Below are 14,130 nucleotides of genomic sequence, written 5' to 3'. Positions count from 1 at the left end.
GGGATCACCCCGGGGTTGCGCCGGGGCGACCGCGTCTGCAGGGCGCGTCACATGCGCGCGTACCGCGCGCGGGCGAAACAGAACAGGCCGTACACGACGAGCCCCGCGCCGACGAGCCACAGGACGACCTGACCGAAGGGCAGACCCGCGAGAGAGCGGAGCGCGGCGTCGATGCCGCCCGCGGCGTTCGGGTCGTGGGTGAGCGCGGCCACGACGAACAGGATGCCGGCCACCCCCACCGCGATGCCCTTCGCGATGTAGCCGACCGTGCCGAAGACCCGGATGCCGCGGCCCGCCGCACCGCCCGGGAGCGAGAGGTGCTTCTCGAAGGCGCGGGTCGCGCCGCGCACGATGAAGGCGGCACCGATCACGGCGACGCCGAGACCGACGACGACGAGCAGGGCGACTCCTCCGGGCATCGCGAGCACCTGCGCACTAAGGGTGCGCGAGGACTGCGTCGAATCCGACCGACCGCCGGTGGCGAGGGTGAAGGCGGTGATCGCGATCGCGAGGTAGGCGACGGCGGTGCCGAGGAACTTGGCCCGGTGCGCCCAGCGCTTCTTGGCATCCGGATCGCGTTCCACGACGGCCTCGGCGATCTGCCAGACGGCGAGCGCGGCGAGGCCCGCCACGATCACCCACAGCAGGGCGACCCCGAGAGGCGCATCCCGCACCTGCTGCAGAGCCCCGCTCTGGTCGGCGCTGTCGCCGCCCGCGCCCGTGGCGATCGACACGGCGATGACGCCGATGAGAAGGTGCAGCAGGCCGAGGACGACGTATCCGACACGTGCGGCCGCTTCGAAGGCGGCGGAATTCTGGGCTTTGCCGGCGGCGGCGATGGCGGAACTCATGCGGGCACGTTAGCGCTCGCACCGCCGGAGCGGTCAGGGCGTTGCGCCCGCCGCACGCGCCACACCTCGATCAGCGCCCAGACGAGCGTGGCGACCGCGACGCCCTCGAGCATGCCCGCCACCACGTCCGACGCCCAGTGCGCGTGCAGGTAGGTGCGACTCCACATCATCAGCACCACCCACACGACGCCGGCGATCCACACCCCCCGGCGGCGGAGGATCAGCCCCAGGGTGACGACGATCGTCGTGGCCACCGCCGTGTGCCCGGAGGGGAACGACGTCGCCACGGTCTCGGCGAGCGAATCCGTCGGACGGGCGCGGGCGATCACCGCGGCCAGCGGCGCCCCGATGAGCACGACCAGAGCGATGGATGCCGCCACGTTCAGCGCGTCCCACGGTCGCCGCCGCAGCAGGAAGAGCAGCGAGGTGCCGATGCCGATGACGATCATGCCGATCGTGCCGCCCACGATCGCGGGAACCCACGCGACGATGACCCCGACGGGGTTCGCCAGCGCCGACATCGCGTCGTCCCACGCCTGATCCCAGGGCAGCGGCGCCGAACCGCTCAGCTCCACCGCGAATCGCAGGCCCACGAACAGCACCGTGGCGATCACCCCGACCACGAGGGCGACCGGCTGGCGGGCGTCGAGGCGCGGCCGGTCGGACAGCGAGGGGGCGTCGTCGGTCGTGGCATCCATTCAGGAATCGTGGCAGTCCAGCACGGCCGCCGGGTAGCGCTTGCGACCGGCGCGTCGAGCGCACTCGGTGTCGACCAGGCGCCCTATCGCCGCCGCGGCGGGTGGGGGATGATGGCGTCATGTCCCCCCGACACACCTCCACCGCTGCCCTCGCGGCTCTGCTCGCGGCGGTCGCGTGCGCCGCGAGCGGGTGCGCGTCGAGCGCATCCGCCCCGCCGGCCGACACGGCATCCATCGCCGAACGCGCCGCACAGCTCGGCGTCGACCCGGGCCTCGTGTTCACCACCTCGGTCGAGGGCTACGACCTCGCACCGCAGTCCGTCAGCCCCGTCGACGACGCCGGGCTCACCGCGACGTGGTTCGACGAGAGCACCTCGGCGATGATCTCGATCCGCACCTCGCCGGGCGCGCCCACGGCCGAGTCCTGCGCCGCGATGCCGCTGTGGGACGCCCCCGGCGAAGCCGTGACCTGCACCGAGGAGTCGGGGCTGTGGCACCGCGAGGGCGGCGGCACGCACGAGTTCCTCGCCGAGCGCGACGACGCCACGATCCTCGTGCTCGGCGGCAACGGCGCCCCGGTCGACGACCTGCGCGCGGCGGCCGAGGCGGTCCGGGTGCCGTCGAAAGCCGACCTCGAACGCCTCTTCGCCGACGCCCCCACCGACCGCCAGACCCCCGTCGAGCGCGGCGACCTCCCGAGTCACGGCGACGGCGCCCCGATCCAGCCGACCGGCCCGGGCGGGTGATCCGGGCGGGGTGATCTTCGGCGGGGGTCCGGGCGGGGCGGTTTCGGGCCGGGCGGTGCCGGTGCCCCGTCACGCCGGGCCCAGCCGGTCGGGGACGCGCGCGCTCACGCGCCCGCGGTGAAGCCGCCGCGGGCCGTGCGGGCGGAAATGACAAAGGCCCCGATCCGCACGGGATTCGGGGCCTTCGTGGTGGCGGTGACGGTGGGATTTGAACCCACGGTAGGGGTGAACCTACACAACATTTCGAGTGTTGCACCTTCGGCCGCTCGGACACGTCACCGCCGACAAGCTTACGACACCGGAGCGGATGCCGCGAATCGACGGCCGGAGATCCCTCTCGTCCGGTCTGCTGCGCCGGGGGCGGTGGCGGGGCGGGCTGGCGGGCGGGCGGCGTCGGCCCGGGCTGGCGGGCGGGCGGCGTCGGCCGCGCGGCGCGCGCCGAACTCCGGAGTTTCCGCGGCGCCGGCCCGCCGCACGCCCCGAACCAGGCCGGACACCCCCGGAGTTCCGGAGGCCGGCACGGCGCCCCCCGCCCGCGCCCCGCGAAACTCAGGAGTTACGCGGGCTGCTCGCCCGCGGGATCCGTTCATCCACCGTCGAACGACCCCGCTGGAAGCGCTTCTGCGCCGCTGCCAGGATCGAGCCATGAGCGTGATCGAGAACTCGAAACTGACGGTCGTCGGCGCCGGGAGCGTGGGCGCGAGCGTCGCGTACGCGTCGCTGATCCGCGGGTCGGCGCGGCACGTCGCGCTCTACGACATCGCCGCCGAGAAGGTGGAGGCCGAGGTCCTCGACCTGGCGCACGGCACGCAGTTCACCGGGTCGAGCGACATCACCGGAGGCAGCGACGTGTCGGTCGCGGAGGGCTCGCACGTCGTCGTCATCACCGCCGGAGCGAAGCAGAACCCTGGCCAGACGCGCACCGAGCTCGCCTCGACCAACGCCGGGATCATCCGGCGCATGATGCCCGAGCTTCTGGAGGTCGCCCCGAACGCGGTCTACGTCATCGTCACCAACCCGTGCGACGTGCTCACGGTGCTCGCACAGGAGTCGACGGGACTGCCCGCGCGGCGCATCTTCGCCTCGGGCACGGTGCTGGACACCTCACGTCTGCGGTGGAAGATCGCCCAGCGCGCGGGGGTGGCGACCTCGAGCGTGCACGCGTGGATCGTCGGCGAGCACGGCGACACCGAGTTCCCCCTCTGGTCGACCGCCACGATCGGATCGGTGCCCATCACCGAGTTCGAGCGGCCCGACGGCACGCGCTTCGACGAAGCCGAATTGGATGCCATCGCCGTCGACGTCCGCGATGCCGCCTACAAGGTGATCAAGGGCAAGGGCGCGACGAACTACGCCATCGGGCTGTCGAGCGCGCGCATCGTCGAGGCGATCCTGCGCGACGAGCACGCGATCCTGCCGGTGAGCACGGTGCTCGAGGACTTCCACGGCATCAGCGGCATGGCCTTGTCGGTCCCGTCGGTCGTGAGTGCGAAGGGCGCCGTTCCGGTGAGCGGCACCCCGTTCTCCACCGACGAGCTGACGCTGCTGCGTCGCTCCGCCGACGCGCTGACGACGGTCGCCGACTCGCTGCGCGGCTGACGCGCGGCCCGCCCGCGTGCACGCGAGCGCGGCACCGCCGCGACCGCCGGTCCGCGCGAGGCGCCGGGGCGCCGGGCTCCGCGCGGCGGCGGCCGGAGTAAACGGATGCCGTGGAGGTGAGGCGCCGGGCGATGTCGGAGGCCCCGCGTAGCCTGGGCCCATGGCATCCCGACGTCCCGCTTCCGCCCCCGCTCCGTACCGGTGCACCGAGTGCGGATGGACGACGCTCAAGTGGGTCGGCCGCTGCGGCGAATGCCAGTCGTGGGGAACGGTCGTCGAAGCGGCGGAGCAGACGGGGATCGTTCGCTCGATCGTTCCCGTGACCCCCGGGGCCGCGCGCGCAGCCCGGCGCATCACCGAGATCGACACGCAAGACGCCCCTCGGCGCACGAGCGGCGTCGGTGAGTTCGATCGCGTGCTCGGCGGGGGCATCGTCCCCGGCGCGGCCATCCTGCTGAGCGGAGAACCGGGGGTGGGTAAGTCGACCCTGCTGCTCGAGGTTGCGGCCAAGAGCGCGCACGCGGGTCGGCGCGTGCTGTACGCCAGCGGCGAGGAGTCCGCCGCGCAGGTGCGCCTGCGCGCGGAGCGCACAGGGGCCCTGCACGACGAGTTGTTCCTCGCTTCCGAGACCGATCTGGCCACCATCCTCGGGCACGTCGATCAGGTCGAGCCGGGCCTGCTGATCGTCGACTCCGTGCAGACGATCTCCTCCGCCCACAGCGACGGAGCGGCGGGGCAGCCCGCACAGGTGCGGGAGGTCGCATCCGCCCTCATCCGGGTCGCGAAGGAGCGCGGACTGCCGATCATCCTCGTCGGTCACGTGACCAAAGACGGATCGATCGCCGGACCCCGTATCCTCGAGCACCTCGTCGACGTGGTCTGCCATTTCGAAGGCGACCGCCAGACGTCGCTGCGCTTCGTGCGCGCGCTGAAGAACCGCTTCGGTCCCACCGACGAGGTCGGCTGCTTCGACATGACGGGTACGGGCATCGCCGAGGTCGCCGACCCGAGCGCGCTCTTCCTCGGCCACGGCGAGCCGGAGCCGGGCACGTGCGTGACCATCGCGATGGAGGGCCGGCGGGCGCTCCCCGTCGAGATCCAGGCCCTCGCCGTGCGGCAGACCGCGCCGAACCCGCGCCGCATCGTCAACGGCGTCGATTCGTCCCGCGTGGCGATGGTGCTCGCGGTGCTCGAGAGCCGCATGGGGCTGACACTGTCCGACCGCGACGTGTACGTCTCGACCGTCGGCGGCGTCCGCCTGGTCGAGCCGGCCGCCGACCTCGCGATCGCGATCGCCGTGGCGAACGCGGTGAAGAACCGGAAGGTGTCTAAGCGCCTCGCTGCGATCGGCGAGCTCACCCTCACGGGCGAGATCCGCAACGTCACGCAGGCGGCGCAGCGCGCCTCCGAGGCCAAACGGTTGGGGTATCACACCGTGCTCGATGCCTCGTCGCGCAAGCTGGCTCAGGCCCTCAACGAGTTGCAGGTGCGCGGGGTCCCCCGCGACGACAGCGAGCCCGGCTTCTGACCCGGCCCGGCGGGCGACGTCCCGACCGGGCGCGGACGGCCGCGTGCCGCGACGCACCCGAGAGGGCCGGGGGGATCGACCACGTGAGTCTGTAGGACTCGCGGCCTAGACCAGCGCGTGCACGCACGAGCGCGTCGCAAGACCTCGCTCAGCGCCGGGGAGAGACGAATTCGCTCAGCGACCGGGAGGCGCCGACCGGCGACGGCGGTGCGGCGACGTCATGCCGAGCACAGCGGGGATGACAAGTCCGGCGGCGCACACGGCACCGGCGATCAGGTACTCCATGGCCCCGAGTCTTGCACGCGTGCCTCGCGCACGCGAGTTGCGGCATCCGTTCTTCAGCGTCGCCCCCGCCGCCGGCGGGTGCCTACCCCGTCGAGTGTCCACAACACCCGGATGGTTCCCCGACGCGTCCGGGTGTCCTGGACACTCGACCACTCTCCGGCGGGACCGCACAAGAAGGGTTCGAGTGTCCACAACACGCCGTCCCTGAAGACCCCCGCGCGGCGTGTCCTGGACACTCAACGGCCAGCGCAGCGCGCGTCGACGCCTGGCCCGCGCGATACGGGGCCAGGCGCCACGCGGGGTCAGGCGGGACGCGGGTCAGGCGTCGAGTGCGGCGATCAGATCGGCCGGGGAGGCCTGGATCGGGTGCGGCCCCGCGATGTCGATGAACACCGTGGTGATGGCATCCTGGTGCGTCCCGAGGAACGTGCGCAGCCACTGCGGCGACTGCAACGCCACGTGCGGCGGCAGCGTCTCGGGCTTGTGCGCCGCGTCGCTGAACAACAGCAGGGCGAGCTGCCCCGTGTTCGGGTCGCGGTAGGTCCATACCTCGCCGACGCTGAGCGGGTTGTCGGCGTCGCCGGGCGTCATCAGCGGCACGACGGTCGGCCCGTGCCGCAAGGCGAAGGCGATCGCGGCCATGTCCTGGGTCTGAAGGGCGTCGGTCAGCGCGGTGTTCTTGAAGTCCATGTCGAGCTTCTTCCCCTTGCGCTTCTTGCCGGCGGCCATCCTCCGAGCCTATCCGCGCGACGCCCAGCCCGCCCCCGTGGCACGGGGCGACGGGAGGGGATTCAGCGATCGGAGGGCCGAAGGGCCGAGACGCCTCCTTCGCTCGCCGAATCTCCTCCGCCGGGAATCCGGCGCGGCCGCGATTTACGCCAGGAAGCCCCGCAGCAGCGCCTCCGACCCGGCGAGGTGGTCGCGCATGGCCGCGTGGGCGGCATCCGGTCTTCCGGCGAGGATCGCCGACACCACCGCGGCATGCTGGGCGGTGGAGTGCTCGATGTTGCGCGGGAGCAGGGGGAACGTGTCGAGCCAGGCGTTCACGCGCGCCCGGTTGTCGGCCACGAGCGGGACGAGAGAGGGGATGCCGGCGAACTCCGCGATCGTCAGGTGCAGGAGCGTGTCGAGTCGGCGGTAGTCCTCCCCGTCGGCGTGTGCGGCCGCTTCGTGCCGCGCCCACAGGACGTCGCGTTCCTCGGCCGACAGGGCTCGCGCCGCCGCCGCCCACGCCGCCCCGGGTTCGAGGATGCCGCGCAGCGCGATGACGTCCGAGAGTTCGGCGGCCGACACGACCGCCGGCTGCGAGGGTCGGGGCACCGGGTCGACGACGAAGGTCCCGCCGTAGCGACCTCGACGCGTCTCGAGCCAGCCGGCATCCGAGAGTTCTCGGAGGGCCTCGCGCACCGTGTCGCGACTCACTCCGTACAAGGCGGCGAGCTCGCGCTCGGCGGGGAGCGACTCCCCCGGCGCGACGAGGCCCAGTCGCACGGTCTGCACGATGCGCGCGGTGGTGTCCTCGAGCGCGTTGCCGCTGCGCACGGGCCGGTACACGGCCCGGCGCAGGTCGTCGAGCGGTGCTTCGGTCACCCTCTCAGCCTGTCACGTCACCGGTTCACAGGGGCGTGACGTAAGCGTTGGTGATACCCCCGTCGACCACGAACGCCGTCGCGGTGATGAAGGACGCGTCATCGGATGCCAGGAACGCCACGCTCGCGGCCATCTCCTCCGGCTCCGCGAAGCGTCCCATTGGCACGTGCACGAGCCGGCGCTGCGCGCGCTCGGGGTCTTTCGCGAACAGCTCCTGCAGGAGCGGGGTGTTCACCGGGCCCGGGCACAGGGCGTTCACGCGGATGCCCTGGCGTGCGAACTGCACCCCGAGTTCGCGCGTCATCGCCAGCACGCCGCCCTTCGAGGCGGTGTACGAGATCTGGGAGGTGGCGGAGCCGAGGAGCGCGACGAACGACGCGGTGTTGATGATCGAGCCCTTGCCCGCGGGCACCATGTGCCGCAGGGCCGCGCGCGAGCACAGGTAGACGCTCTTGAGGTTGACGTCCTGCACCTTGTCCCACGCGGGGAGTTCGGTGGTCTCGATGGAGTCGTCGTCGGCGGGCGAGATGCCCGCGTTGTTGAAGGCGATGTCAACGCTGCCGAGGTCGGCGGCGACGCCGTCGAACAGGGCGTTCACGGAGTCCTCGTCGGCGACGTTCACCTGCCGGAACACCCCGCCCACCTCGGCGGCGGCAGCGGCGCCGGTGGTCTCGTCGAGGTCGGCGATCACGACGCGGGCACCCTCGGCGGCGAACCGGCGGGCGGTGGCGAGGCCGATGCCGCTGGCGCCGCCGGTGACGATGGCGACGCGATCGCGCAGGCGCTGGGTGAGGTCGATGGTCATGGTGCGGGTGTTCCTTTCGCGCTGGACCTCGTCCCACTTATGGCTGGTGCGGGGCCTTCAGACCGGCCATAAGTGGGACGAGGACCGTCATAAGTGGGACGAGGGGGTGAGGGGGCGGGCGTTACTCGGTGGCGTAGAAGACGTTCTTGGTCTCGGTGAAGTGCTCGGCGGCATCCGGACCCAGTTCACGGCCCAGGCCGGAAGCCTTCATGCCGCCGAAGGGCGTCGAGTAGCGCACCGACGAATGCGAGTTCACCGACAGCACGCCGCTTCGCACCCCGCGCGAGACCCGGATGCCACGCCCCAGGCTCTCGGTCCAGATCGAGCCCGCGAGACCGTAGGCGGTGTCGTTGGCGAGGCGGACGGCATCCGCTTCGTCGTCGAACGGCAGCACGGCCAGCACCGGACCGAACACCTCGTCGCGCGCGATGCGGTCGCCCGGCTGCGCGAGCACCACCGCGGGGGCGAACCAGAAGCCGTCACCCTCGGGCGCCGAGCCGCGGAAGGCGACGTCGACCCCGTCGAGGAAGCCCTGCACGGTGGAGCGATGGGATGCCGAGATGAGCGGCCCCATCTGGGTGTCCTCGCTCGTCGGGTCGCCGACTCTCCACGCGGACACCGCGGGTTCGAGCATCTCCAGGAAGCGATCGAAGACGCTCCGCTGCACCAGCAGCCGGCTGCGCGCACAGCAGTCCTGACCGGCGTTGTCGAAGACCGAACCGGGGACTCCCGCGGCGGCCTTCTCGAGGTCGGCGTCGGCGAAGACGATGTTCGCACTCTTGCCGCCGAGTTCGAGCGTGACGGGCTTGAGCATCCGGGCGCAGCCCGCGGCGACCTCGGTGCCGACCTCGGTGGAGCCGGTGAAGACGACCTTGTGCACGTCGGGGTGCGAGACGAAGCGCTGGCCCACGACCGAGCCCGAGCCCACGACGACCCGGAAGAGCCCTTCGGGGAGCCCCGCCTCCAGCGCCAGCTCACCGAGGCGGATCGCCGTCAGCGGGGTCAGTTCGGCGGGCTTGAGCACGACCGCGTTGCCCGCGGCGAGCGCGGGGGCGAAGCCCCACGCGGCGATCGTCATGGGGAAGTTCCACGGCACGATGATCCCGACCACGCCGTAGGGCTCGTGGTACGTCACGTCGAGCCCGCCGGCGACGGGGATCTGGGACCCGATCAGGCGTTCCGGCGCACCGGCGTAGTAGTTGAGCACCTGGGCGACGTGCTGCGCCTCCCACCGCGCCGACCCGATCGGGTGGCCGGAGTTCTTCACCTCGAGCTGGGCGAGTTCCTCGACATGTGCCTCGACGACCCGGGCGAAGGAGCGCAGCGCGTCGGCCCGGGCGACCGGCGCCAGGGCTGCCCACGCGCGCTGCGCGCGCACGGCGTCGGCGACGGCGGCATCCACTTCATCGACCTCGGCGCGTTCGAGCGTCGTGATCGGCGACCCCGTCGAGGGGTCGATGACGGTGAACGTGCTCATGCGGGCACTCCCTGCTGCTCGGAGGAACGTGAGGCGCGGTAGCGCGCCGCCGCGGCGACCAGCCCGAGGAAGAGCCGCCGGTCCTCGGCGTTCTCCTCGGGATGCCACTGCACGGCGACGAGATAATCGTCCCCGTCGATCTCGACCGCCTGGACGAGTCCGTCGTCGGTGCGCGCGGTGACCCGGAGCCCCTCGGCGACCCGGTCGACGCCCTGGTGGTGGTAGCTGTGTACGGTGAGAGCTCCGGCGCCGACAAGACCGGCGAGCCGGGTGCCGGCATCCACCTCGACGACGTTCTCGGCGAAGACGCCCCCACCGATCCGGTAGCGCTCGGTGCCGAGGGCTTCGGGGAGGTGCTGGTGCAGCGTGCCGCCCATCGCGACGTTGAGCAGCTGGAGCCCCCGACAGATGCCGAAGACCGGGATGCCGCGCTCCCGCGCTCCCGCGAGCAGCGCGAGCTCCCACGCGTCGCGGTCGGCCCGAGCGGGGTCGGTGAGCGGATGGCGCTCGGCGCCGTACAGCTCGGGCTGCACGTCGAGACCGCCGGTGAGGATGAGCCCGTCGAGACCGTCGAGCACGGCGGCGGCCGCCTGTTCGGGGCGCGGCTGGGGCGGTAGCAGCACGGCGGTCGCGCCCGACGCGGTCACGGCGTCGAAGTACTGCTGCGGCAGGAAGGAGGCGCGCACGTCCCACACGCCCTGCTTCGCCCGTTCCAGATAAGTCGTCAGCCCCACGACGGGGGTCCTGCTCGGATCAGAGGCGCTCGAAACCACGCACCCGCTCCCAATCGGTCACGGCGGCGTCGTAGGCCTCGACCTCGATGCGCGCCTGGTTGAGATAGTGCTCGACGACGTCGTCGCCGAACGCGTCGCGGGCGATCGTCGACTCGCTGAAGAGCCGGGCGGCCTCGCGCAGCGTCGTCGGGAGGGTGTCGACGCCCGCCGCGTACGCGTTGCCGGTGAGCGGCTCGGGCAGTTCGAGCTCGTTCTCGACGCCGTACAGGCCCCCCGCGATGATCGCCGAGATCGCCAGGTAGGGGTTCACGTCTCCCCCGGGTACGCGGTTCTCGACGCGCAGTGACGAGCCGTGGCCCACCACGCGCAGCGCGCACGTGCGGTTGTCGACACCCCAGGCCACGCCCGTCGGGGCGAAGGACCCTTTCGCGTAGCGCTTGTAGGAGTTGATCGTGGGGGCGTACAGCAGGGTGAACTCGCGCAGGGTCGCCAGGATGCCGGCGATCCAGTGCCCCATCAAGGGGCTGAACCCGTGCTCCTGCTCGCCTGCCATCACGGCCGAGCCGTCGTCGCCGCGCACCGAGAGGTGGATGTGGCAGCTGTTGCCCTCGCGCTCGTTGAACTTCGCCATGAACGTCAGAGACTTGCCGTGCCGGTCGGCGATCTCCTTCGCCCCGTTCTTGTAGAGCGTGTGGTTGTCGGCCGTCTCGAGAGCCTCGGCGTAGCGGAACGCGATCTCCTGCTGCCCGAAGTTGCACTCGCCCTTGACGCCCTCGCAGTACATGCCCGCGCCGTCCATGCCGAGGCGGATGTCGCGCAGCAGCGGCTCGAGCCTGGTGGTGGCGAGCAGGTTGTAATCGACGTTGTAGTCGGTGGAGGGGGTCAGACCCCGGTAGCCCTTGGCCCAGGCGTCGCGGAAGGAGTCGTCGAAGACGATGAACTCCAGCTCCGTCCCCGCGTAGGCGGTGAGTCCGCGCTCCGCGAGACGCGCGCGCTGCGCGTTCAGGATGCCGCGGGGCGACTGCGCGACGTGCGCGCGGTCCTCCCACGCGAGGTCGGCGAAGACGAGAGCCGTTCCGGGCTGCCAGGGCAGGGTGCGGAGCGTGTCGAGATCGGGCACGAGCAGCATGTCGCCGTACCCCTTCTCCCAGCTCGACATCGCGTAGCCGTCGACTGTGTTCAGGTCGACGTCGACCGAGAGCAGGTAGTTGCAGGCTTCCGCGCCGTGGCCCCGGACCTCGTCGCGCCAGAAGCGCGCGGCGACGCGCTTGCCGACGAGTCGCCCCTGGGCGTCGGGAAAGGCGACGACGACGGTGTCGATCTCGCCCGCGTCGATCGCGGCATCCAGGTCTTCGCTGCTGAGATTGCCCGCCATGGTCTCCCTCTCGCGGTGTCGACGTCGCCTCGGGTGAAGGACGTAACGAGGAACTTACACGCCAAAGGTAGACAGGTCGACCAATGGAAGGCCATGATTTCCCGCAAGGTAAGCCCGAAGCCTGTCCGCATTCGTCTGGAGGTCCCATGTCCACCTCGAGCAACTCCCGCAGAAAGGTCGCCGGAGCCACCTATACGGCCACCGACGCCTCGTACTTCGAGAAACGCACGCTGAAACGCTCGGCCGGCGTCTGGGGGCTGTGGGGTCTCGCCGTCGCCGCCGTGATCTCGGGCGACTTCTCGGGCTGGAACTTCGGCATCGGCTTCGCCGGCTTCGGCGGCATGCTCATCGCCTTCGTCATCCTCGTGGTGATGTACTACGGCCTCACGTTCTCGATCGGTGAGATGGCCGCCGCCATGCCGCACACCGGGGGCGCCTACTCGTTCGCGCGGTCGGCGATGGGGCCCTGGGGCGGTCTCGCGACGGGCCTCGCCGAGACCATCGAGTACGTGGCCACCACCGCCGTCGTCGTCTACTTCTCGGGGCAGTACGCCGACTCGGCGCTCGAGCTGCTGACCGGGGTGAGCCTGCCGGCCTTCGTCTGGTGGATCATCCTGTACGCGCTCTTCATCGCCCTGAACGCCGCGGGGGCGAACATCTCGTTCGGCTTCGCGATCGTCGTGTCGATCATCTCGATCGGCATCATCGTGGTGTTCGGCGCGATGTCGCTGTTCACCGGCGCCTTCGACTGGGGCTCGCTGTGGAACATCGCACCCACCGACGGCAACAGCGAGTTCCTCCCCTTCGGGGTCGGCTCGATCCTCTTGGCCCTGCCTTTCGCGATGTGGTTCTTCCTCGGCATCGAGGAGCTGCCGCTCGCCGCCGAGGAGTCGCACGACCCCGCTCGCGACATCCCGCGCGCAGGACTCTGGGCACGGGGGACGCTCATCGTCACGGGCTTGATCGTGCTGTTCCTCAACACGGGCGTACTCGGCGCCGAAGAGACCGGCGGATCGCTCGAACCCCTCCTCGACGGCTTCCGCGCGATGGTCGGCGATCAGGCCGCAGCCCTGCTCTCGCTCCTCGCCCTCGTCGGCCTCCTGGCCTCCCTCATGGGGATCATGTTCGCCTACGGCCGCAACATGTACTCGCTCTCGCGCGCCGGCTACTACCCGCGCTGGCTGTCGCTGACGGGCGCGCGCAAGACGCCCTGGGTGGCGCTCGTCTTCGGCGCCGTCCTCGGCTTCCTCGCCCTCGTGGTGGTGCAGGCCGCCGGTGGCGACGCCAGCCCCGCGGGCGCGATCGTGCTGAACATCGCCGTGTGGGGCGCGGTGCTGGCGTACTTCCTGCAGATGGTGGCGTTCATCGTGCTGCGGCGGAAGTTCCCGAACGCCGTGCGCCCGTACAGGAGCCCCTGGGGCCTGTTCGGCGCGTACTCCGCTGCGATCATCGCGGCGGTGGTGTTCTTCGGTCTGCTCCTGAACCCGGCGTACCTGCTCGCGATCGTCGCGATCATCGTGGTCTACGCCGTGATCTTCATCGCCTTCGCGGTCTACGGGCGCCACCGGCTCGTGCTCTCCCCCGAGGAGGAGTACGCCCTGTCCGGCGGCCTGCACGGCGACCCGCAGAAGGAGGGCTACGACGCCATGGAGGGCGAGGTGTTCGGCAAGAGCCCCGGCGCCTGAACCGTCGCACGGTGAGGGGCGGATGCCGACCGGCATCCGCCCCTCATCGAGTTCACCGCAGGATGAACGACGCCGTCCCGGTCGAGGGGATGCCGCCGATCGAGACGCTCAGGTGATAGGTCGCGCCGCCGGTGGGCGCGTAGGGCCGTTCCGCGTCGCAGGTGCTCACCGACGAGCGGGTGCGATCCCACGTCAGGGGTGCGGCGCTGGTGACGACCTGGCCCGCCGCGAGGGTCACCTCCAGGTCGCTCGGCTCGGACTGGCAGTCGGTGGAGCGCCACCACACGTCGGTTCCGCTGGTCACGGTGAACGACTGGGCGCTGGTCCCGACGTTCAGGGTGCACGGGTTCGCGGACGTGTTCGTCAGACGGATCGACAGTTGCGGGTTCTCGCCCTGGCCGTACTCGCTCTTGTCCGACAACGCCTCGACGGTCAGGTCGGCGGCGCTGCACTCGACCGGCCCGGTCGCGGCGCTCTGCGACGGCGTCGCCGACGGCACGGGGCTCGACGAGGAGGACGGGGTCGACGCGGCCGACGACGGCGCTGCGGCGGTCGAGGGAGCGGCGTAATCGGGCGTCGTCTGGGCCGTCGGAACAGAGCGCCACGGCGGAGCCGCGACGAGCCACACGACGAGGCCGATCACGAGCAGGGCCAGGAGCCCCGCCGCGAGACGACGTCGACGGTAGACCGCCGGGGACTGCCTCCGCCTACGGGGGGCATCGGTCATGCTTCCAGGGTAGGCGCCCCGGCGGGGGCT

13 protein-coding genes and 1 tRNA gene are annotated in these 14,130 nt (G+C 71.4%); 4 read left to right on the top strand and 10 right to left on the bottom strand.

Translation table 11 applies throughout. The annotated features are described in order from the left end of the window. Nucleotides 1-47: 47 nt before the first annotated feature. Nucleotides 48-851 carry a DUF1206 domain-containing protein gene (locus Q9R20_RS07985; RefSeq protein WP_311248837.1) on the bottom strand — a complete coding sequence of 268 codons (804 nt, stop codon included), beginning with the start codon at nt 849-851 and terminating at the stop codon, nt 48-50. Beyond that, a complete protein-coding gene (locus tag Q9R20_RS07980; RefSeq protein WP_311248836.1) occupies nt 848-1,549 on the bottom strand; it encodes a phosphatase PAP2 family protein in 702 nt (233 codons plus the stop codon). The genes Q9R20_RS07985 and Q9R20_RS07980 overlap by 4 nt, the downstream gene beginning before the upstream one ends. Nucleotides 1,550-1,668: 119 nt before the next feature. Between Q9R20_RS07980 and Q9R20_RS07975 the strand changes: the two genes are divergently transcribed. Then, complete coding sequence (locus Q9R20_RS07975; protein ID WP_311248835.1) at nt 1,669-2,295, top strand: hypothetical protein; 627 nt, start codon at nt 1,669-1,671, stop codon at nt 2,293-2,295. A 190-nt stretch (nt 2,296-2,485) separates the two neighbouring features. On the opposite strand, the gene Q9R20_RS07970 is transcribed toward Q9R20_RS07975, so the two are convergent. Further along, nucleotides 2,486-2,575: transfer RNA gene (locus tag Q9R20_RS07970), tRNA-Ser, on the bottom strand. 365 nt (nt 2,576-2,940) lie between these two features. Between Q9R20_RS07970 and Q9R20_RS07965 the strand changes: the two genes are divergently transcribed. Further along, complete coding sequence (locus Q9R20_RS07965; protein ID WP_311248834.1) at nt 2,941-3,894, top strand: L-lactate dehydrogenase; 954 nt, start codon at nt 2,941-2,943, stop codon at nt 3,892-3,894. Between the two features lie 160 nt (nt 3,895-4,054). After that, nucleotides 4,055-5,422 carry a DNA repair protein RadA gene (radA, locus tag Q9R20_RS07960; protein WP_311248833.1) on the top strand — a complete coding sequence of 456 codons (1,368 nt, stop codon included), beginning with the start codon at nt 4,055-4,057 and terminating at the stop codon, nt 5,420-5,422. A gap of 603 nt (nt 5,423-6,025) precedes the next feature. Here radA and Q9R20_RS07955 read toward each other — a convergent pair. From Q9R20_RS07955 to Q9R20_RS07930, 6 genes are all read right to left on the bottom strand, one after another. Continuing rightward, entirely contained in the window at nt 6,026-6,436 is a 411-nt protein-coding gene (locus tag Q9R20_RS07955) for a dehydrogenase (protein ID WP_311248832.1), read from the bottom strand. A gap of 144 nt (nt 6,437-6,580) precedes the next feature. Further along, complete coding sequence (locus Q9R20_RS07950) at nt 6,581-7,297, bottom strand: GntR family transcriptional regulator (RefSeq protein WP_311248831.1); 717 nt, start codon at nt 7,295-7,297, stop codon at nt 6,581-6,583. A gap of 25 nt (nt 7,298-7,322) precedes the next feature. Continuing rightward, the gene (locus Q9R20_RS07945; RefSeq protein ID WP_311248830.1) at nt 7,323-8,102 is read right to left on the bottom strand and encodes a 3-oxoacyl-ACP reductase; all 780 of its coding nucleotides are present in this window, start codon (nt 8,100-8,102) and stop codon (nt 7,323-7,325) included. Nucleotides 8,103-8,223: 121 nt separating this feature from the next. Continuing rightward, nucleotides 8,224-9,579, bottom strand: coding sequence for an aldehyde dehydrogenase family protein (locus Q9R20_RS07940; RefSeq protein WP_311248829.1), 1,356 nt, complete (start codon nt 9,577-9,579; stop codon nt 8,224-8,226). After that, nucleotides 9,576-10,352: a gamma-glutamyl-gamma-aminobutyrate hydrolase family protein gene (locus tag Q9R20_RS07935; RefSeq protein ID WP_311248828.1), complete on the bottom strand. Its 777-nt coding sequence runs from the start codon at nt 10,350-10,352 to the stop codon at nt 9,576-9,578. The genes Q9R20_RS07940 and Q9R20_RS07935 overlap by 4 nt, the downstream gene beginning before the upstream one ends. Continuing rightward, nucleotides 10,333-11,688, bottom strand: a complete 1,356-nt coding sequence (locus Q9R20_RS07930) for a glutamine synthetase family protein (RefSeq protein WP_311248827.1) — start codon at nt 11,686-11,688, stop codon at nt 10,333-10,335. The genes Q9R20_RS07935 and Q9R20_RS07930 overlap by 20 nt, the downstream gene beginning before the upstream one ends. Nucleotides 11,689-11,834: 146 nt before the next feature. Between Q9R20_RS07930 and Q9R20_RS07925 the strand changes: the two genes are divergently transcribed. After that, on the top strand, nt 11,835-13,373 hold the full coding sequence (locus Q9R20_RS07925) for an amino acid permease (RefSeq protein WP_311248826.1): 1,539 nt from the start codon (nt 11,835-11,837) through the stop codon (nt 13,371-13,373). A gap of 52 nt (nt 13,374-13,425) precedes the next feature. On the opposite strand, the gene Q9R20_RS07920 is transcribed toward Q9R20_RS07925, so the two are convergent. Next, complete coding sequence (locus Q9R20_RS07920) at nt 13,426-14,100, bottom strand: hypothetical protein (protein WP_311248825.1); 675 nt, start codon at nt 14,098-14,100, stop codon at nt 13,426-13,428. Nucleotides 14,101-14,130 lie beyond the last annotated feature (30 nt).

The organism is Microbacterium sp. PRF11, from assembly GCF_031844085.1.
In the GTDB taxonomy this organism is placed as follows: Bacteria; Actinomycetota; Actinomycetes; order Actinomycetales; family Microbacteriaceae; genus Microbacterium.
Note: the sequence above shows the minus strand (reverse complement) of the source record. Positions and strands in the feature narration are given on the sequence as shown.